Genomic DNA, 18703 nt, shown 5'->3' with positions numbered 1-18703 from the left:
TGGTGGTATTGACGAAAAGTTAGAGAACAAATATAGCATGTTAGAGAACAACCATCAAGGCTACCTGGCCATCCAGCCCCGGGTGTCCGTCATATTTTTGCAGGGGGCCAGCGGGCGACCGCTGGTGCTCACCCATCCTGACCTGTGAGCAGCCGACTATTGGTGGATGATGAGAAACTTCTGTGAACGTCGATAAAAAGCCAGCCAGACGACGAGCGGGACAGAAGAGAGGCGCGACGTCTGGCTGTGCCGTCCTATGAGCGATGGCGGGGATAGTGGACGAAACCATCGCCCGAAAGCCTTGCTACGTTCCGCGCGCAACGCCTGGGAACAAGGCTCATGAAGTATGGTACTTTAAGGGCGATAGAAAAGAAATGAACTACTTTTGTGACTCACAAGAGTATGTAGAGAGAATATGAAAGATTTGTCATGTTATAGAGAATAAAAAGATGTATGATAGAAAGCATTATAGATAGAGAAAGAGAGGTAGGCACTAATGATACAATATTGGTGGTCTTGTTATGGAAATTTCTTACTGGGTATGTATAATCTGCCTCATATGGGAAAAGTTATCTCGTACTATCGCCAAAAGCGCTACAGCACACAGGACGCTTTTGCTATCGCATGTGGGGTAGAGAGGCGATGGTTGGGAGGGTGTAGAGGTGTTGGGTCCACCCGTAGCGACAAGGGGAGGCTGGGGTCTTGGCGGGGGCCTTGCGCTTGTCGCTGTTCCCCCAACGATGAATCGGCCTGGCGAGGGCGACAAGCGCAAGGCCCCCGCAACCCCTCCACACCTCCCATTGTCGCTACGGGCGGGGAGAGAGAACAGACATGTCACCCTCCTGGAGCATCCAGGAAGTGAGGAGGCGATGGTTGGGAGGGTGTAGAGGTGTTGGGTCCACCCGTAGCGACAAGGGGAGGCTGGGGGTCTTGGCGGGGGCCTTGCGCTTGTCGCCCTCGCCACATCGTGTGTCTGTTTTCCGATTCCCGCGTAACCCCCAACAGCGACAAGCGCAAGGCCCCCGCAACCCCTCCACACCTCCCATTGTCGCTACGGGCGAGGAAAACCTTCTCTCCCTGGAGTATTTGGCGGATGCACCGATTATAAGTAGCTTTCGTATCCTCTACGCCAGATGCAGAACCGCTTTGCCGGTGAATTGTCTTTCTAGCAAGCGCTGCGCGATATCGCCAATTTCGTGCCAGGAAGCTTCAACTTCGATTGGTGGGCGTAATTTCTGCTCGGCTACCATTTGTGCGAGCCGGGTCAGATCTTCAGATGCCGCACGACGCTGTAATTCTGTGGACATTCTCAGCCCATAGAGGGTCACTCCCCCGGTAGCGTTGAAATTGCTGAGATCAATGGTGACCGATGGCGATACCGACCAGCCCAGCGTGACGCAGGTTCCCCCCGGTGAGATCTGTGAGAGTGCGCTCGCCAGAGCCTTCCCACCGAGCGACTCGATAATCAAATCGTAGGGGCCATAGGCGCGCGCAGGCTCAAGGTCGTCCCCCACGATCACCTGATCAGCTCCCGCCTCGCGGACTAACGCCTCGTTGCGAGCCTGGCGAGCCGTGCCGACGACATAGGCCGAGCTTCGCCTGGCAAGCTGAAGCGCGAAGAGTCCCACCCCACCTGTAGAACCGGTAATCAACACGCGCCTGTGCAGGAGAAATCCTCCTTTCTCAAGTGCATGGAGCGCGGTGAGGCCAGCAGTCGGTAAAGTGGCTGCCTGAGCAAACGTCACCTCATCAGGAATTGCGGCCAGCATGTTCGTAGGAACTGCTACCTGCTCAGCCCATGCACCTGCATCAGGCGGCATGCCCACCACTCTGCTCCCGACCTGTGGTCCCGTCCCATTGGCTGCCTGCTTAATGACGGTTCCGGCCAGATCCCAGCCTGGTCGCCTGCCCGCTTTGGTGTACATCACTTCTCCTCGGTTCAAAGAAATGGCCTCAACCTGAACCAGTGTTTCTGACGGACGAGGCTGGGGCGCTTCGACCTCTTTGATGGCAAACCGCCCTGGAACATCGGGATCAACGACAATCGCACGTATGGAACTCATGTCTCTCTTTCCTTTCGTTTTTGAGCCATTTCGCCTTGTTTCAGATAGTGCTTGTGCAAAAATGGCCTCATGCTCAATATTATGCCGGCATAATAATGCAAGAAAAAAAGCTGCTATGGGTGTTCATCTGTCGGAGAAAACGAGCTGCGCGAGAAATTGGACGCCGCCTGGACGAGCAAGCGCCGAAAGAGGAGCTGTTCTGCTTGACTCATCCCCTGTACGAGGCACGCATCGAGATCTTTCCAGATGTGCAAAGCCGGTTCGCCTAGATGCCGTCCTTTTTCCGTCAGATATACCCGCGAGATCCGAGCATCCTCAGTATCCTGACGGCGGATCAGCAGTCCCTCTTTTTCCATGCGCTGGACCGTTTTGGCGACCGTGCCAATCTCGACGCCAAGCCGAGCTGCGAGCTGAGACTGCGAGAGGCCATCCTCCTCCAATAGGCGGAAAATGACTAGCTCTTGACCCGCGTGGAGGCCAATCTCCTGATACCAGACTTCCCCCTGCTGGCGAAAAACTTTACAGAGCCGTACCAGGGACAAACTCAAATTCTCTTCCAGATACGTTGTGATTGGTTTTTGCATAGACCTCACCTATTATTATGCCGACTAAATTAATAATAACAGGTGTGATGAGTGATGTCAACTCCACTCGCTTTAAAATGGTGAGAGGGGGAGATATGATTGTGTTGAAGAGAAAGCTTGTGAGCGAGGAGAATCACAATCTATTCAGAAAAGGAGCTTCATTTGCATATACAACCAGATACGGCTATTGATCTACAATTGCATACCACGTATAGTGATGGGCGCTGGTCAGCGGAACAACTTTTCGACTATTTAGCGCAAGAAGGCTTCGGTCTGGTTGCGGTCACTGACCACGACCGCGTTGATACTGTGGCCCGCATCCAGTTGCTAGGCGCTCAAAAGCGTGTGGTGGTCATTCCCGCAGTGGAGATCAGCGCGGAATGGCATGGAAAGATGGCGGATGTCCTCTGCTTTGGCTTTGATCCTCACGATCAGGCATTAAGAGCCATTGCAGACGATGTTCGGCAGCGTCAGCAAAACAATGCAGAGCTGGTGTACGAAGAGCTACAGCGCCGGGGCTACCACTTTCCGCATCCTCAAGATTTGCGCGTGGCAGGTGATTGCGGCAAATTGCTGCTCAAACATGGTTACGTCGAGGATTGGCCGCGTGCATTGGCGTTGATAACTGATGCTGGGTATCGTGAAATGAAGGCGGACATGCACGAAACTGTTGAGGCAGCACATCGAAGCGGAGGAGTTGCGCTGATTGCGCATCCTGGTCGTGGCCTGCAAGAGCCGCAGGAGTTCACCTATTACACCCCAGAATTACTTGATCAGGTGCGGGCAGAAGTGCCATTGGATGGCATTGAGGTCTATTATCCTGCACACACACCTGAAATGGTTGAAATGTATTTGAGCTATGTGCAGCAGCACGATTTGCTCTTCACGGCTGGCTCAGATTCGCATGGCCCTCCTGGTCGCATGCCTATCAAGTATCGTGCCGACATGTGCCGACGCTTTCTTGAGCGCATTGGCGTCCAGGTACGATAACGTGCCTTTCACGGCTTAAACAGCGCTATAGCGGGATTTGCGAGTCCGCTCCAGTTGAAGAGCGCTTGATTGTCCCAACCATCGCCGGAACTGGGATTGGTAGGGTCCCAACCGTTGCCGGGGGTGGCGATCCAGGTTGGCTCCCAGTAGAAGACGCCGATTGCTCCACCCGTTCGTGCCGCCGCCAGCACGTCGCGGAAGTTGTTGTATTGTCCTGTCCAGGTTGCGGAATAGCCAGAGCAGGGCGTCGAAGAGCTAATGCTGTTGGCCTCGCTATCGGCGTTGTCTGCCGTGAATGGATAAGCGGTTTCGGCGATGATAACGGACTTGCCATAGCGCGACTTCATATCTGCAACGACGCTTGACATATTGGACATTGAGCCGTGCCAGTAGCAATAATACGACAGGCCCGTGATATCCCAACTGACGCCCTGCGCCTTGATGCCATCATAGAACCAGCGCGCGTTGGCGTCGCTATCAGCATCGGCCGTATGGATGATGACCTGTGTGCCGCTGTTGCATGCCTTTGTTGCGTTATAACCCGATTTCAACAACAGAGCGAGATTGGTGAAGTTGTTGTTGACGACCTCGCCTTCGGGCCAGAGCATGCCTACATTGATCTCGTTGCCGATCTGAACGCTATCCGGCGTTGTGCCCTGCGATTTGAGCGAGTTGCAGACATCGTAAGTGTAGTTGTAAACATCAGTCTGAAGCTGGCTGATCGTGTGGCTGGCCCAGGCCGCAGGCTTGGTTTGATGTCCCGGATCGGCCCAGGTGTCCGAGTAGTGGAAATCGATCATCAACTTCAATCCCTTTGCCTTAACAGTTTTTGCAAACGCCAGCACCTTCGTTTTGTTGTTGTAACCATTGGCGGGATTGACCCAGATACGCAGGCGGATATAGTTGACGCCGTTGTCCTTGAGGATCTGAAGCGGATCGCCAGCCGTACCGTTGGCATAATAATATTTCGCGCCAAGATCCTCTGCATGTTGAAGCGACGAGACATCAGCACCTAACATCGAAAGGGTAGAGGCGGCCTGTGCGGGAGCGGGTTGGATGCTGATCAACAACGTGAGGAGGGACATGAGAAAAATGATGGGGATGCGTACTGCTCTGGTTGCCACTGTGTTCTCCTATTCATCCTTGTTAGGAAAGCAACGTAGACGCTTTACACCACTGTAAATTCTTAAATACCATAAGTTTAGCGCCAAACCTATAGTCAATAGTAATCAGTTTGGCGCTAAATGTCAAGGCTTCAACAGGTTGGAGATCACCAGAATGAGTATATCGGGCAATGGAAGGAGAATGGTGAGAGAACAGAAGATGTTGGGTCATCCGTAGCGACAAGGGGTGGCGTGGTGGGGCTGTGGGGGCCTTGCGCTTGTCGCTGTTGGGGGCACGCGGGAACCGGGCAACAGAGAAACGATGTGGCGAGGGCGACAAGCGCAAGGCCCCCGCGTCCTCTCCCCGCCGCCCCTTGTCGCTACGGATGGGGGAGAACGCTCTCTCCCCTTCCATTCGGATGCATCAATAATCGCGCGAAAACGACTAGGTTAACGTTATTACAAGACCGTGACAGATCCCGCATCGCCATCAACCGTGATGCGTTGATCGTTGTGAAGCCGTTCCGTTGCCACGCCGGTTCCCAGGACAGCAGGGATGTGATATTCGCGGGCCACAATCGAGCTATGGCTGAGGGGACCGCCTACATCGGTAACGACGCCAGCAGCCAGCGCGAACAGCGGTGTCCAGGCGGGAGTCGTGATGCGTGCCACCAGAATATCGCCCTGGCGCATCTGCTCAAACTCGGCGGGGCCGTGTATCACTCGCGCGGGTCCGGTCACGCGTCCTGCGCTGCCAGGGGTTCCCTTGATAACATCGCCAACCGGTTGATCGGCGCGCGCTGGCATCACCCCGCTAAAGTCGATTCCCAGGAAGCGAGCGCCCTCCTTTGGTGGCAGTGCGACGGGTGGTGTGACGGCGTGTTCGCGCTTCCAGGTGGTATGGCGCTCGGCAACAACCGCCTGATGATGCTCCAGTTGCTCTCCTGCATCTAACGCGGCGGTGGCGTTCTGCAATTCGTCCAGGGTCAGCCAGAATACATCGTCCGGGTTTGCAATGGTATCGGCCTCGGTGAGACGCCGCCCGATTTCACGCGCCATCTTGCGCAATATCGGCCAGCCCAGACCCACATCGGCGAGTCCATCTTCGCGCAACGGGGCCATCTCCTGCGCCCACTTCAACTGGCGTCGGAAGATCGAGAAGCGCACTCCATGCACTTGCGCAAGGATCTTCTGCACAGCCTGCTCGCGTGCCTGAGCCGTCGTTTGCTGACGCGTATAGGGATTGGGTGCCTGCCCGCTCAGGAAGAATTTGAGCGTTTCCAGGAATGATCCAGGATCTTCTGCTGGAACGGCTTTGGCGAAATCGAGATCATAGATGGCGTGACCGTATTTTGCCAGATGTGCCGCGAACCGCTCTTTGAACTGCTCCCACGTCTCCGCATCGACACCGGCCACCTGTCCTTTCTGATAGGCGGCCGTAAACTCACTGCCTGTCATTTTCTCAAGTGCCGCCGCCAGTTCGGGCCGTTCGCGTACCCATTGAGCCAGATCGTAGAGCGCTTTCTCGGCATGTATCGGCGTGCTATCGTATCCCAGCAAGAAGGTGATAGCCGATGGATCATCGTGCCGCTTGATGAGTTTGTTATAGGCGATGGTGAAGAATAACTCGCTCATGTAAGCCGCTGGCAGCAGGCCGCTCTGGATGGTGAGGTAATAGCGGGAGGCTTCGTCGGTGATCTCACGCATGCCAACGAGCAGATCATGTGCTGAAGTGGCGACCAGATCTTCGGCTTGCCAGCGCTGGACGATCTCGCGATATGTGCCATGCTCTTTTTGCCAGCGTTCCCGCGCACTCTTCATCAGGCGTGGCAGTTCACCAGCGAAGATGCGTGGTATGGCCAGGAGCAGCTTGATCGTCAGCGCGGGTGTATAGGTGATATCGTAGTAGCCGTAGCCGTTGATAATGACCAGCGGATCATCAATATATGGGACTTTGAAGTCATTAAGGACTTTTGATGTGATTCTGGACCATGCGGGAAGTCCCAGCGTGGCGAAGAGCGGCGAGAGCGGATCGGGCAGCAGTTCCATCACGCTTGCTCGCATGTAGCGCCCTTTGGGTTGCGGCAACTTCCACTCCAGCTCTTTTTTTGCGGGCACGGTCGGTTCGGGAAGTGCAGTGATCGGGCGAGCCTGCACCACAAAGATCTGTCCATCCTCGATGGCCCATTCGATATCCATCGGGCACTCATAGAGTTGCTCGATACGCGTTCCGACCCGGGCCAGCTCTGCCGCCTGTTGAGTCGTGAGCGCTGGTTGAGTGCGTTTCTCAGGCGGGACCGGCTCTTCGTGCGTGCCTTCGGGAGTGCGGACCGTCATGACGCTCTTCTCGGCGATCTCCTGGCTGGCGATAGAGCCGCTGTCCTTCTCGACCACGAGCGTATCAGGTGTGACTTGTCCGCCGACAATCGCTTCACCCAGCCCCCACGCTGCATTAATCATCACCTCGTGTTGATTACCGTTCAGCGGGTTGGCCGTAAAAAGGATACCAGAAGCATCAGCCGGGATCAATTTCTGCACTACCACAGCGAGGCTCACGTCAGCAGGCGCGATGTTGTGGCGCATGCGATAGCCAATCGCGCGTGCGGTCCACAGCGAGGCCCAGCAGCGTTTCACGGCATCAAGGACCATCGCCTCTCCACGCATATTGAGGTAGGTCTCCTGTTGACCGGCAAACGACATCTCCGGTAGATCCTCAGCCGTTGCTGAGGAGCGGACCGCAACTGGCAGATCGCCTCCACCAAGCTCTGCGTAGCCCTGGCGGATCATGCCCGCTATCTCTGTTGGCATAGTGCCCTGGGCGAAAAGCTGCTCTATCTGTTGTGCTGCCGCCTCTAGTTGCGCAGGCTGATCGGCGTTGACGGTCGAGACAGCGGCGAGAATGCGCTCTTGCAGCCCGTTTTCGGCGACAAAACGACGATAGGCGTCTGTGGTGATGTGAAAGCCTGCCGGCACTGGCAAGCCAGCTGTCGCCAGCCGCGCCAGCGATGCTCCCTTACCTCCCACCTCTTCCAATGTGGCGGAGGTATCGGCGAGGGCGATGACAAGGGGATGATCCAGTTCCTTACTCATTGCGAGTTCTCCTTACCCGAAACGTTATCCATCTATTTCCTGTTGAAATTGCTCCTGTGCAGCCTCCATACTATGATCCAGATACCGACGAAACATATCTGAAGCAGCCTGCAATGAATCTGGCGAAATTTCGTGATCTGGTTCAAGCGTCATGTGTACCGTTTCAGCCATCAGGTCGGCTATCTCCTCATCGGACAGGGGGTAGTCTTCGGCCATGAACGGCTGTGCTAAAAAGAAACCGGTAAAAATGGCGCTGAAGATATACACCTGAGCCTGCAAGCTGAGATCTTTACGCACGAGATTATGTTCGCGCAACAATTCGAGATAGGCGTTAAAGCCTCTGAGCCGCTGCTGATGGGCCTCGGTGCTATAGCGTTCATGAGCCAGCTTGCCCAGCATCTCCATATCGTGCAAGAAGATCGCTTTCAGCAGGGGCCGTTTCATCAGTATGAGCGCCATGTGCTTTATCATGCCGCGCAAGGTGGCACCTTCGGGATCATCTTCGATGCTCCGCCTGATCTCCATGCCCATTTCCAGCTTTTCGCGTGTGAGCAGGGCCGAGAAAAGCTCCTCGCGGGTTTTCCAGTGCAGGTAGATGGTGCCTTTCGCAACTCCTGCTTGTCTGGCGATGTCATCGATGGTGGTTTTGTTATAGCCCCAGCGCTGAATCAACGCTGAGGCGGCATCCAGAATGCGATGTGCGCGCTCCTGTCGTGTGCCTGCCCCCCGACTTTGCCTTGCCAACTTTCCTCTCCTCTCAATCAAATGACTATTTCGTCTTATTTAGTCATATCATTATCTATTCAGAATAGTACAGCCGAAGGAAGGAAAAGTCAAGGGCATTTTAACGGAGAAGAAAGGTAATCTATGAATTTGTGACCCTCGTAAAGGATGGTAGAAAGGAGAGCAAACGATGGTTACCCAAACGATGACCCCGCGCTTGATGCCAGCGGAACAGCATCAGGTAAGCGAACTGGGCAGGATTTGTTTTGAGGCGTTCAAGGATATACAGGATAAGCATCGTATCACATTAGATTTTCCAAGTATTGTCGTTGCCAGGCAGGTCACTAGCATGCTGGTGCAACGTGAAGACTTTTATAGCGTGGCTGCTCTGATAGATGGAGAAGTTGTTGGCTCAAATCACCTCTCTTTGATGGACCCAGTGGCTGGAGTAGGTCCAATTACTGTAGACCCTGCGTTTCAGGGAAGAGGTATTGGAAGAGCGCTTATGCTTGATGTCATCGAATATGCGCGCCGCTATCATATAGAGCGAGTGCGGCTTTTGCAGGAGGCATACAATACGCGGTCGCTCTCACTCTATGCATCTCTGGGTTTTGAGGTGAAAGATGCAATAGTTGTGATGCAAGCTGTGCCAGCGGAGAGGGCCGAAGAGAGTGTGAGGACGGTCAGCGAGGCTGATCTGCCTGCAATCGAGCAACTCTCCACTCGTATCTATAAGAGTACTCGTAGGAATGAGGTTGCATCAGCCATTCGCTTTGGATTTACCCCTTCATTGAGAGAGCGGGAGGGACGTATTACCGGGTACATTATCCCTGGCTTTTTCGGTCATGGGGTAGCTGAAACGGAAGAGGATATCCTTATGCTTGTAGGTGAAGCAGCTCGTCGCCTCCTGCCAGCGCCTACGCTCTTTCTCTGCCCTCTCAGCGAAGCCAGCCTGTATCGTAAGGCACTGAATGCGGGTTGCCGGACGATCAAGGTGATGAATCTGATGGCGCTGGGACCATATGAGCAGCCTGATGAGCTATGGCTGCCATCCGTTCTCTATTGACCTCTGTATCATGAGGAAACGGTTCGAGTACTTCTCGATCATGTTTTTCGGGCTGGCAGCCGGACTTGAGCGTGATAATGGGAGGCTCGATGCGATCGATGCCCTCCCATAAATAACGCCCCCAATATCCATAATCCGCACAAGAAAGGTTTTATTCCTTTCTACCATCAATATTCAGGGCTTCTTGATGCTGCATGCTGTGAAGTATATAACTGTGCAGAGGGAGAAATGTGTTATATATTATAAGTAAGATAAGGAAGCGATTTTCCTCTGGTATTTTTCCATCTGGTGAGGTTGTGTATGATACTTGCAGGGCAGCAATTAGATCGGTATCATATTGTGCGCCCGATTGGTAGCGGAGGCATGGGGGATGTCTATCTTGCACAAGATCCGTATATAAGACGACAGGTCGCGATCAAAGTTATCCGCATAGAAGAGGGCTTGAGCCGCGATGCTCTGAACGAAGCGACACGTCTGTTCGAGCGCGAGGTCAGAGCTATTGTTTCGCTTGATCACCCACATATTTTGTCGCTATTCGATTATGGCGAGCAGTTGATCGGCGATATGAAAATTGTCTATCTTGTGATGCCCTATCGCCCCGAAGGATCGTTGGCCCGGTGGTTGCGGAGTCGATCACAACAGGGGTTGCTGGCTCCGCAAGATGTTGCCCATATGATCCAGCAAGCCGCTGAGGCTTTGCAGCACGCTCATGAGCGTCAGATTATTCATCAGGATGTCAAACCTTCGAATTTCCTGCTGCGCGAACGCAAGGAGACGCCGACGCGGCCCGATCTCCTGCTGACCGATTTCAGCATAGCGCGGCTCAGTAGTGCCACTTCGGATGCGAGCCAGTCGGTGCGGGGCACTCCAACGTATATGGCTCCAGAGCAATGGCAAGGTCGGCCAGTCTTTGCAACCGACCAGTATGCTCTGGGAATCATGGCCTATGAGTTGCTGAGTGGTCGTCCCCCCTTTCAGGGTTCGCCTCATCAGATGATGTATCAGCATTTAATGGAGCAGCCGGTGTCGCCTTCCCAGGTCAATCCCCGTTTGTCCCAGGAGGTCGATGCTGTTCTGTTGCGTGCCCTTAGCAAGCAGCCGCAGGAGCGATTTCCTTCTATTCTGGCTTTCGCCGAAGCATTGCAGCGAGCGTTCGACGTTCCAACTGGAGATTTGCAGGCGAGCCTGGCAATTACCCCGGAAGAGGCCGCGCATGGTTCCACGCGCACGATTACGCTGCCAGCTGGTCGTACCTTGACCGTGACGATTCCGCCCGGTGTGCAGGATAGACACCTCATTTTGCTCGCGGGTGAGGGCGAGAGGAAGCCTGTGAGCGGGCAGAGAGGGAATGTGCTGCTCACAGTGACGGTGCAACAGGCAAATAAGCCGCTGTCTGACGAAGAGAAGATGATGCGAACGGTGCAGGTGCAGCAGGGAGAGAGGGAAAACAAGCCGCCTGTTGTTCCTGCCAACAACTCGAATAGTGGAGGTATAGAACGCATCTCGCCTCCACCTCTCGACGAAACGCTGGTTCCCACACCGGGCGTAAAAGTGCATCCAGGCTGGTCTGGGAACTCCCCGACGCCGATTCCACCTCCACCACCTGATTATAGACCTGCCGGGGATAAACCATTGCCACCTCCGAGCAAACAACGGCTGATACGTATCGTGCTTGGTGTTGCAGCTCTCCTTTCGCTCCTTCTAAGTTTCGTTGTGGGTACGGGAGCTTACCAGGATAATATAAGGCTCAACACGCTCCAGGCAGCACCAACTCTGACAGCCAGTGCGCGGCAGCGGGCCACGCGCGTTGCCAATCAGGCTGTCACCGCGACGGCAAGAGCAGAAGCATATCCGTCCTATTTGCCGGGTCAGGGGACACCTATATTGTTCGATGCTCTGCATCAGCCTGGTTTCTGGGCGAGCGAGACGTATGAATCTGGTAGCTGCCAATTTATCAGCGGAGCCTATCATGTTCGAGAGGCAGCGGCGATGACATTCAATTCCTGTGCTGGAGCTTTCTCTTTCAGCAACTTTGCCTTTGAGGTCGAGGCGACGATTATCCAGGGTGATTGCAGTGGTGTCCTCTTTCGGAGCGACAGGATCAACAGGAAATACTACAAATTCCAGTTCTGTCTGGATGGTTCCTTTTCTCTCTTCAAGTATGTTGATCGCATAGGGAAAAATGCTCAGCAATTGGTTCCGGTGCAAAAGCATATTGCTATCAAGCGTGGCGCGAACGAGACAAACATGATGGCAGTGGTAGCGCAAGGCAATCAGATTACGTTGTTTGTGAATCAGCAACAGGTGGCTATGGTGCAGGATGGGAGCTATGCTGCGGGGAGTATCGAGTTGGTGGCAGCTTCTGATAAGAATCCGACCGAAGTAAGTTTTCAGAATATAAAAATATGGACACTCTAATGAAATTTCTCATGGGCAACTCGCAGCGGGAACGCGCAATCAATATGGCACTGGTGCTGGGATCAGCGTTTGCTCTGCTTTTACTGATCATAACCAGTGTTATAGAAATAACTGTGCAATTGAACATTGCTCAACAAACCGTACTCCAATCTCATCAGGTTACTCAAGCAAGGCAGGCAACCGCCACAGCTGCCGTCAATGCCTATCCTGCTTATTTGCCAGGTAGTGGCACAGTGCTTATTTCTGATCCTTTGCAACAGGAGAAGTATTGGCGGTCGGGTATGGATAGTGATTTTGGCGGCTCCTGTCAATTCAAAGATGGGGCTTTGCACGTTCGTGAAGAGAAAGCAAATCGCAATTATGCATGTTACAGCTTTCTTTCGTCATTCACGAATTTCGCTTTGGAAGTTCAGATGACGATTATCCAGGGCGATTGCGGGAATGTGAACATTGGTATCGCGCCTTCCTCTGATATGTATTACTATATTGAAATTTGCTCATATGGTAGGTGCCGACTGATAAAATATCTAGACAATACGGGGAAGAAGACGGTTCATCTTGTAGAGAGGGATGGCACTGCTGCTATAAAGCAAGGCTTTAATCAAACGAATCTGCTGGCTATCTATGCGAAAAAGAATATATTGAGAGTTTTTGTCAACGGTCAGCAAATTGTAATGGCCCAGGATGGAAATGGCACAATGGGGCCTATTGGGCTGTCGGCTGTCGATTTCAAGAATGCGACCGAAGTTATGTATACACAGGCGAGAGTTTGGACTTTGAATTAGCTCTGTATTCGTCTCTATGAATACCGTAGTACTATTGCTCTTCTGGAAACGGTTCAAGTAATTTCCTGGCCCTGCTTTTCGGGCTGGCATCCTGGTTTGAGCGTGATAATGGGAGGCTCGATGCGATCAATAGTCTCCCATAGCACGCGGTTGGGTGCTTTTGAAGAGGGACGGCCATTGAAGGGGTTGAGCATGTGGAGGCGCAGGAGCCAGGCGCGTGGACCGAACAGTAGGGCTGTGACGCGATACTCCGGGGCAGGCGTCAGCTGCACGTCGGCCACGTGCCCAACAACTTTGCCATCCGCTGTGACGATCTTGCAACTCAAGAGGTCGCTAATCCTGAGCGTTTTTCGGTTCATCTGTAACCACTCCCCGGTATCCAGCGCAGAATATATTGCGCGATCCAGCGCTCAGAGCGCCCCACCGGATAGTCGTCGGCGCGGCCACACAAACGGAGCGTGGGGCCGAAACGCTCGACATCGCTGATGAGGATGCGATGGTCGAACCTGTTGCGAAAGAGCCAGTGCGCAAACGGCGTCAGCCGCGACGAGACGCGGGTCATGAGCGCCTGTGGTCCGCTCACGAGCGAGGTAAGCACCAGAGAACCATCCTCGCGCCATTCAGCCTCGATATCGGCCACGCGCCCGATTTCTATATCATCACATGTTTCAAGTTGTGAATCGATAATATCGCGAATAGAGAAGATATCATCTCGTAATGCATGTTCTTTATCAAGTGCCATTGATCGTTAGCCTCCTCCGGTCAGAATTTCCAGCGGTAAAGAGATCAGTGCCACGATGAAGGCGATCAGCAGGATGCAGATGATTGCGATATTGCTGAAGCGGCTGTTGACCTTGTCTTTCAAGTATTGTGGATCGTTCATCAGCACGAGAAAGGGCAAGAGCGAGACGGGCAGGATGAGTGCGGTGACGGTCGAGGCCAGGAGCGCCAGTTGCAGCGGGTCCATACCAAACAGACTGATAATGATAGCTACCAGTAAGAACAGGAGAATTACCAGGTTAAAGCGTGCCGCCTCGACTGGCTTCTTGTTCTCGCTCCATTCCCAGCCAAAGCCCTGCGCGAAGAGATACGAGACGCCAAGTAGCACCTCCATCGCCGCGCCAAAGCAGGTAGAGAACAGGATAACACCGAACAGCACCGTGCCAATGGGTCCGAATGCTTTTGCCATCGGCAGACCGATCTCGCCAAGCGTGTTGGCATTCATATGGAGTGGCAGCAACACTATCGCGCTCAGCACGATAATCGCGATCGATCCTAGACTACCAAAGCCCATGCCGACAATCGCCGTTACCTTGTTGAGCAGCAGAGAGGCTCCTGACCAGTCTTCTTCACGTGCGCCCGACGAGTAGAAGTAGAGCAGATAGGGACTGATGGTGGCTCCCAGCGTTGCGGCGGTCAGGTAAAGATAACTGCCAAGTTCGCCTTGCTGGATTGGCGGTTGCCAGAGCGTTGGCAACAGTGTATGCGGTGGCCCGCCGAGTGCGAAAATAGCGGCCAGCATTGCCAGCGTCGTTAAGCCGAGCAGAGCCGGACCATTCTCGATCCAATCGAAGGGTGCGCGCCAGACAATCGCGAAGACCAGCAGCGCCGCCACCGGGAACGTGAGATGCCACGAGATGCCGGTCAGCAACGAGAGCGCAATCGCCATTCCTCCCAGTTCGGCGGTGAGCAGCAGGCCATCGGCGATGATCTCGCAGGTCAGGGGCAGCAGGAAGAACTTGAAGCCAAAGTTCTCGCGGATGGCGTCGGCATAGGTTTTCTTAGAGACGGCGGTGAAGCGACCAACCATTTCGACTAGCAGAATGATCGCCACCGTTGCCACCAGGACGGCCCAGATCAGGCCCAGCCCAAACTTTGCTCCAGCCTCACCAGCGGTTGCAATCGTGCCTGCATCGAGAAAGCCGCCGATCGCTGTGACGATACCAAGCGCAATGGAGAGCCATTTTTTCATGCCTCGCCCACCTCCACAAATGCCTTGCCTGCTCGCTCCAACGTCGTTACCTGGCCGCGCCAATCGCACGAGCTTTCCAGGCAGGGCTGTTGTACTACCTGCATTGCCGGTTTGTAGAGGGCAAGCAAGCGTTTGACAGTCGCCTGGTCGTCTGCCCCTTGCTGTGCCGGTAACTGTTGATCGAGTCCGTCAAGCTGGCTCTCATAGCCGGCAAAGCTGGAAATGGTATAGGCTCTGGTTAGCTTCCCTTGATGGAAATAGGCTAGCGTCGTTGCAGCTGCCGAAAACGTCCCTCCCGCACCATCCACCATCCGCACAAAGGGAGACTGCGTTAGACTGCACGCGCTGATCGCCAGGGTAAGCAGCAGATATACTCCCGCGAGGTGATAATTTAAACTCCTACGCATCGTACTATGTTGCCCCCTTTTTATGATCAAGCGAGAAGCTCAACCCGCTATGCGCTGTTTTGCAGATATTCGAGAAAGCGCGAGATGTGAGTATGCTTCACGCCTATATTGAACACGTAGAAGCAGGCGAAAAGAAAGACAGAAGAGCGGGATTGGGGAGCAAAATGTGTGGAAGAGCATTGACAATCAACCGGGATTTGTTCTATGCCAATTTTGAGACCGATCAGTCTGAAAAACTCTGGCACTAGAGAAGGAAAGAGAAGAGCATGAGTACAGCCTCGACGACGCGCACACATACTTTTAGCTGGGAAGATCCGGCACCCATCTTGCAGGCGAGCAAAACGATGAGTGGCATGGAATATTTGCGAGCGGTGCTAGCAGGCGAATTACCAGCACCTCCCGTTGCCGCCCTGATCGATATGCGCATTACCGAAGCGGATGAGGGACGTGTGGTTTTCACCGCAGAGCCAGCGGAATATCACTATAACCCGCTTGGGACTGTGCATGGAGGCATCATCTGCACGCTGCTAGATTCCTCGCTTGGCTGTGCAGTGCAAACGTTGTTGCCGGCTGGAACCAGCTATACCACGCTCGAATTGAAGGTGAACTATGTGCGTCCTGTGACCAGCAAAAGCGGTACCCTGTATAGTGAGGGAAAAGTGATTCATATGGGAGGCCGTATCGCCACCGCCGAGGCTCGCCTGACCGACGCCAGCGGCAAACTCTACGCCCACGCAACCACCACCTGCATTGTGTTGCGCCCGTAAAATGCCACATCTATCTCGCTCATGCCGCCAGCAAACCTGCTGGCGGCATGAGCCTCCTGGCATCTGCTCGGACCCTGGCTGTGGCCCTTGCGGAGGGTATCTTTAGCAGAGGAGCTTAGTGGGTGCTAGTTCAATCTTTCCGTCCACCGCTGTAGTACTCAGGGATTCCTTCGTCGATTTCTTCGTTTTTGGCTTGGCGCTTGCCAATCGCTCCCCCAATCGCTCCGGCGAGTGCTCCCAATCCCGGTGAGAGGATAAACCCTCCCAGGATTACCACAGCGAACAGAAGGAGCGACAGCAGGGGAACTGCCGCGTTGCCGCTAAGGTGGAGCTGGTTGGCTAGATCTTGCATTCTCTGGTGCATCTCAGTTGCATTTGTCCATGCAAGGATAATTGTTCCAATCGATGCAATGATTGAGGAAAAGATCCCGGTGAGAAATCCAATCATTGCTCCTGTTCCTGCTCTGCCGGTTTCCTGTGATGCGAGCAATCCAATGAACACATAGAAAACCATAGTAATGGTAAAAGTGATGCTGCTGAAAATGAAATTGCCAAAAGAGTTCATAATAATGAGGGAACCGATAAGAAGTGTGATCAGGCGAAAAATTCCTAGTATCGCTCCCCATAGCAGACTCTGTTGAAAAGCATTCATTGTTTGTATTTTTTGCTTGTTTATTTCCATTCTTTGCATGATTGATATTACTTCCCTTCGTTGCAAAAATTCAATTTACTGAACTTTTTTGCGCGCTTCTTGTTGCTCCTGCGCACTGTGTTACTTTACCTGAATTTATTGTTGGTGATATCCCCCGTTGCTTCCATCTTGTTTGACCCTCAATGGGGCAGTGCAATATAACCCGAAAGGGGAATGTCTTTCGGTAACAGTGGTATGGTATGCTTGAAAAGGCGAATCCATAAGGAGAGGAAGATGCAGCACGAATTGTCAGAGGACCAGTCCAGGCACACCAATGAATTTTTTCCAGAAAAGAGCTCGACCCGCACAGGTATCTTATTGCAGCTCTTTCTTACGCATGGCATGACAAGCGCAATCGCCCTGGCTCTCGTTTGGCTGCTTCCACATCTGGGAGGCAGTTCATCGATAAGCACCATAGGAGCAATTGTACTCAGTGGAGCCCTGGGTCTCTTACTGACAGCCAACATCTTGCATGACTTGCATCATGTTGAACGCACCGTAACAGATATATATCGGGGGCATGCTACTGTCTGCCCGACATTTTCCTGGCCCCTGACACCGCTCTTTACGCGTTTATCTGCTCTTGATCGACGGGTGCAAAAGCATATTCAGGAAGCGCAAGCTGCGGCAGAGATGCGGCGTCAGTACTTACAGCAGGCCAGTGAAAGCGCGACCCGCACCGAGCGGCAGCGCATTGCACGTGATCTACACGACACGATCAAGCAGCAGTTGTTCAGTATCAGTGTCAGTGCCGCCACCGCGCAGGTTTATTGGAGTAAAGATCTTCCTAAAGCGCAGGCAGCCATCGTCGATATTCAGCAGGTGGTCAAAGAAGCTCAGGTCGAGATGCAGGCCTTGTTGCAACAGCTCGGTTCTACACTACTTGAGAATACGAAGCTGGCTGATGCACTGCGAACGCAAGCCGAGGCCCTCAAGTACCGAAGTGGGCTTGAGATGAGCCTGACGATTGGCGACCTTCCACCTGATGAATTGCTACCAGAAGGGACACGAGAAACTATTTTTCGCCTGGTGCAGGAAGCCTTCGCCAATATCGCTCGTCATGCACGAGCCACAGAAGTCACTGTGACGCTCCAGCAGAGTGAAAGGGCGTTGCATCTGGCTGTTTCTGACGATGGGCAAGGATTTGATACCAAGATGGCTCGTGCCGGTATGGGACTCACGAATATGCGCGAAAGAGTCGCAGCGCTGGGTGGCAGCATAGAAGTACAAAGCGCTGTGGGCCGGGGCACAAACATTCACATCACTGTTCCGTTCCTACAGCCTCAATCACCTGTTGCAGATAAAATATGGAGCGAATGGGAACTCAAGCAGGGAATGGAACGAGTGACGGGCAGTTTTCAGCTTGGAAGAACAGCTCTGTATATTGCGCTTTTCTTTGAGAGCTGCAATGGGAGCCATTTATTCGTACAGATTCCCATTGTTGCTATCGTCATATGTCTGTTCATCGCGGCCTATGGCATGTGGCAAGGTCACACATGGAAGGTGCGCCTGCTACCACATCTGGGAAAAGAGCACGTAGACGGACTCAGACTTCAGCAAAGGGAAGAGAAACAGGTATTTCTTTGGATAATTGTATTGAATTCTGCCTGGCCTTCTTTTCAAGGTAGTCTGCAAGGATGGGAGGGGACATACGTTACTGTCTTCCTTAGCGCCCTTTCCATACTATTTATCCCTTTGCTGATTTTCGTTTCGTGGAGGTGCTATCGCAGGCAGGGCCGCATCTATCGTGCAATGGCACGCGATGAACTGCAACGAGAAATAAAGGACCAGCGCCGTAAAGTGGTCAGGCATGGGAATATACTGTTTGCTGCTGTGTTTGCGGCGGTGATTTTTGGGGGGCAATTTGCCTCAAGTCATCCATCGGCCGGCACCGTTCACCTGGTTATTTTTCTGTGTATTGGGGGGTTCCTGATTGGATGTTATGTACTGCTCTGCGATTTAGCTGCGCTCTGGCGACAACGACGGGCGTTAGGAGGAGAACAGCAGAAAGAGCCGTTGGTTTCCATCTGGCGAGGAGAGTGAG

At 53.4% G+C, this 18703-nt stretch carries 18 protein-coding genes; 7 read left to right on the top strand and 11 right to left on the bottom strand.

The window, feature by feature from the left end:
* Positions 1-40 precede the first annotated feature (40 nt).
* Complete coding sequence (locus K3T83_RS39055; protein WP_220208552.1) at positions 41-289, bottom strand: type VI secretion system baseplate subunit TssK; 249 nt, start codon at positions 287-289, stop codon at positions 41-43.
* A 373-nt stretch (positions 290-662) separates the two neighbouring features.
* On the opposite strand from K3T83_RS39055, the gene K3T83_RS39050 reads away from it, so the two are divergent.
* Positions 663-887: a hypothetical protein gene (locus K3T83_RS39050; RefSeq protein WP_220208551.1), complete on the top strand. Its 225-nt coding sequence runs from the start codon at positions 663-665 to the stop codon at positions 885-887.
* Positions 888-1124: 237 nt separating this feature from the next.
* Here the strand turns inward: K3T83_RS39050 and K3T83_RS39045 are convergent, their stop codons facing one another.
* Positions 1125-2063 carry a zinc-binding dehydrogenase gene (locus tag K3T83_RS39045; protein WP_220208550.1) on the bottom strand — a complete coding sequence of 313 codons (939 nt, stop codon included), beginning with the start codon at positions 2061-2063 and terminating at the stop codon, positions 1125-1127.
* 113 nt (positions 2064-2176) lie between these two features.
* Entirely contained in the window at positions 2177-2647 is a 471-nt protein-coding gene (locus tag K3T83_RS39040; RefSeq protein WP_220208549.1) for a MarR family winged helix-turn-helix transcriptional regulator, read from the bottom strand.
* Between the two features lie 162 nt (positions 2648-2809).
* Here K3T83_RS39040 and K3T83_RS39035 point away from each other — a divergent pair, with 162 nt between their 5' ends.
* A complete protein-coding gene (locus K3T83_RS39035) occupies positions 2810-3637 on the top strand; it encodes a PHP domain-containing protein (protein WP_220208548.1) in 828 nt (275 codons plus the stop codon).
* 8 nt (positions 3638-3645) lie between these two features.
* On the opposite strand, the gene K3T83_RS39030 is transcribed toward K3T83_RS39035, so the two are convergent.
* The 3 genes from K3T83_RS39030 to K3T83_RS39020 form a co-directional block, all read right to left on the bottom strand.
* A complete protein-coding gene (locus K3T83_RS39030; protein WP_373324739.1) occupies positions 3646-4722 on the bottom strand; it encodes a glycoside hydrolase family 53 protein in 1077 nt (358 codons plus the stop codon).
* 477 nt (positions 4723-5199) lie between these two features.
* On the bottom strand, positions 5200-7830 hold the full coding sequence (locus tag K3T83_RS39025) for a PEP/pyruvate-binding domain-containing protein (RefSeq protein WP_220208546.1): 2631 nt from the start codon (positions 7828-7830) through the stop codon (positions 5200-5202).
* Between the two features lie 24 nt (positions 7831-7854).
* The gene (locus K3T83_RS39020) at positions 7855-8574 is read right to left on the bottom strand and encodes a TetR/AcrR family transcriptional regulator (protein ID WP_220208545.1); all 720 of its coding nucleotides are present in this window, start codon (positions 8572-8574) and stop codon (positions 7855-7857) included.
* Positions 8575-8743: 169 nt separating this feature from the next.
* Between K3T83_RS39020 and K3T83_RS39015 the strand changes: the two genes are divergently transcribed.
* From K3T83_RS39015 to K3T83_RS39005, 3 genes are all read left to right on the top strand, one after another.
* The gene (locus K3T83_RS39015; protein ID WP_220208544.1) at positions 8744-9619 is read left to right on the top strand and encodes a GNAT family N-acetyltransferase; all 876 of its coding nucleotides are present in this window, start codon (positions 8744-8746) and stop codon (positions 9617-9619) included.
* A gap of 300 nt (positions 9620-9919) precedes the next feature.
* Positions 9920-12037 carry a protein kinase domain-containing protein gene (locus K3T83_RS39010; protein WP_220208543.1) on the top strand — a complete coding sequence of 706 codons (2118 nt, stop codon included), beginning with the start codon at positions 9920-9922 and terminating at the stop codon, positions 12035-12037.
* 11 nt (positions 12038-12048) lie between these two features.
* Positions 12049-12822, top strand: a complete 774-nt coding sequence (locus tag K3T83_RS39005) for a 3-keto-alpha-glucoside-1,2-lyase-like domain-containing protein (protein WP_220208542.1) — start codon at positions 12049-12051, stop codon at positions 12820-12822.
* Between the two features lie 53 nt (positions 12823-12875).
* Here the strand turns inward: K3T83_RS39005 and K3T83_RS39000 are convergent, their stop codons facing one another.
* From K3T83_RS39000 to K3T83_RS38985, 4 genes are read right to left on the bottom strand one after another with little or no spacing between them, the layout of a single operon-like run.
* Complete coding sequence (locus K3T83_RS39000) at positions 12876-13181, bottom strand: PRC-barrel domain-containing protein (RefSeq protein WP_220208541.1); 306 nt, start codon at positions 13179-13181, stop codon at positions 12876-12878.
* On the bottom strand, positions 13178-13564 hold the full coding sequence (locus tag K3T83_RS38995) for a hypothetical protein (protein WP_220208540.1): 387 nt from the start codon (positions 13562-13564) through the stop codon (positions 13178-13180). Before K3T83_RS38995 ends, K3T83_RS39000 begins: the two co-directional genes overlap by 4 nt.
* 6 nt (positions 13565-13570) lie before the next feature.
* Positions 13571-14794, bottom strand: a complete 1224-nt coding sequence (locus K3T83_RS38990; protein ID WP_220208539.1) for an NRAMP family divalent metal transporter — start codon at positions 14792-14794, stop codon at positions 13571-13573.
* On the bottom strand, positions 14791-15201 hold the full coding sequence (locus K3T83_RS38985; RefSeq protein WP_220208538.1) for a hypothetical protein: 411 nt from the start codon (positions 15199-15201) through the stop codon (positions 14791-14793). The genes K3T83_RS38990 and K3T83_RS38985 overlap by 4 nt, the downstream gene beginning before the upstream one ends.
* Before the next feature lie 266 nt (positions 15202-15467).
* On the opposite strand from K3T83_RS38985, the gene K3T83_RS38980 reads away from it, so the two are divergent.
* The gene (locus K3T83_RS38980; RefSeq protein ID WP_220208537.1) at positions 15468-15968 is read left to right on the top strand and encodes a PaaI family thioesterase; all 501 of its coding nucleotides are present in this window, start codon (positions 15468-15470) and stop codon (positions 15966-15968) included.
* A 130-nt stretch (positions 15969-16098) separates the two neighbouring features.
* Here K3T83_RS38980 and K3T83_RS38975 read toward each other — a convergent pair whose 3' ends face one another.
* A complete protein-coding gene (locus tag K3T83_RS38975) occupies positions 16099-16620 on the bottom strand; it encodes a hypothetical protein (protein ID WP_220208536.1) in 522 nt (173 codons plus the stop codon).
* Positions 16621-16893: 273 nt separating this feature from the next.
* Here K3T83_RS38975 and K3T83_RS38970 point away from each other — a divergent pair, with 273 nt between their 5' ends.
* Complete coding sequence (locus K3T83_RS38970) at positions 16894-18702, top strand: sensor histidine kinase (RefSeq protein ID WP_220208535.1); 1809 nt, start codon at positions 16894-16896, stop codon at positions 18700-18702.
* The last annotated feature ends 1 nt before the right edge of the window (position 18703 follow it).

This window comes from Reticulibacter mediterranei (genome assembly GCF_016587455.1).
This window is presented reverse-complemented; position numbering and strand designations above follow the sequence as displayed.

Coding starts and splice junctions, on each gene's coding strand:
- K3T83_RS39055 (WP_220208552.1), bottom strand. CDS start 289: ATGGTTTCGTCCACTATCCCCGCCATCGCTCATAGGACGGCACAGCCA.
- K3T83_RS39045 (WP_220208550.1), bottom strand. CDS start 2,063: ATGAGTTCCATACGTGCGATTGTCGTTGATCCCGATGTTCCAGGGCGG.
- K3T83_RS39040 (WP_220208549.1), bottom strand. CDS start 2,647: ATGCAAAAACCAATCACAACGTATCTGGAAGAGAATTTGAGTTTGTCC.
- K3T83_RS39030 (WP_373324739.1), bottom strand. CDS start 4,722: ATGTCCCTCCTCACGTTGTTGATCAGCATCCAACCCGCTCCCGCACAG.
- K3T83_RS39025 (WP_220208546.1), bottom strand. CDS start 7,830: ATGAGTAAGGAACTGGATCATCCCCTTGTCATCGCCCTCGCCGATACC.
- K3T83_RS39015 (WP_220208544.1), top strand. CDS start 8,744: ATGGTTACCCAAACGATGACCCCGCGCTTGATGCCAGCGGAACAGCAT.
- K3T83_RS39010 (WP_220208543.1), top strand. CDS start 9,920: ATGATACTTGCAGGGCAGCAATTAGATCGGTATCATATTGTGCGCCCG.
- K3T83_RS39005 (WP_220208542.1), top strand. CDS start 12,049: ATGGGCAACTCGCAGCGGGAACGCGCAATCAATATGGCACTGGTGCTG.
- K3T83_RS39000 (WP_220208541.1), bottom strand. CDS start 13,181: ATGAACCGAAAAACGCTCAGGATTAGCGACCTCTTGAGTTGCAAGATC.
- K3T83_RS38995 (WP_220208540.1), bottom strand. CDS start 13,564: ATGGCACTTGATAAAGAACATGCATTACGAGATGATATCTTCTCTATT.
- K3T83_RS38990 (WP_220208539.1), bottom strand. CDS start 14,794: ATGAAAAAATGGCTCTCCATTGCGCTTGGTATCGTCACAGCGATCGGC.
- K3T83_RS38985 (WP_220208538.1), bottom strand. CDS start 15,201: ATGCGTAGGAGTTTAAATTATCACCTCGCGGGAGTATATCTGCTGCTT.
- K3T83_RS38980 (WP_220208537.1), top strand. CDS start 15,468: ATGAGTACAGCCTCGACGACGCGCACACATACTTTTAGCTGGGAAGAT.
- K3T83_RS38975 (WP_220208536.1), bottom strand. CDS start 16,620: ATGAATGCTTTTCAACAGAGTCTGCTATGGGGAGCGATACTAGGAATT.
- K3T83_RS38970 (WP_220208535.1), top strand. CDS start 16,894: ATGCAGCACGAATTGTCAGAGGACCAGTCCAGGCACACCAATGAATTT.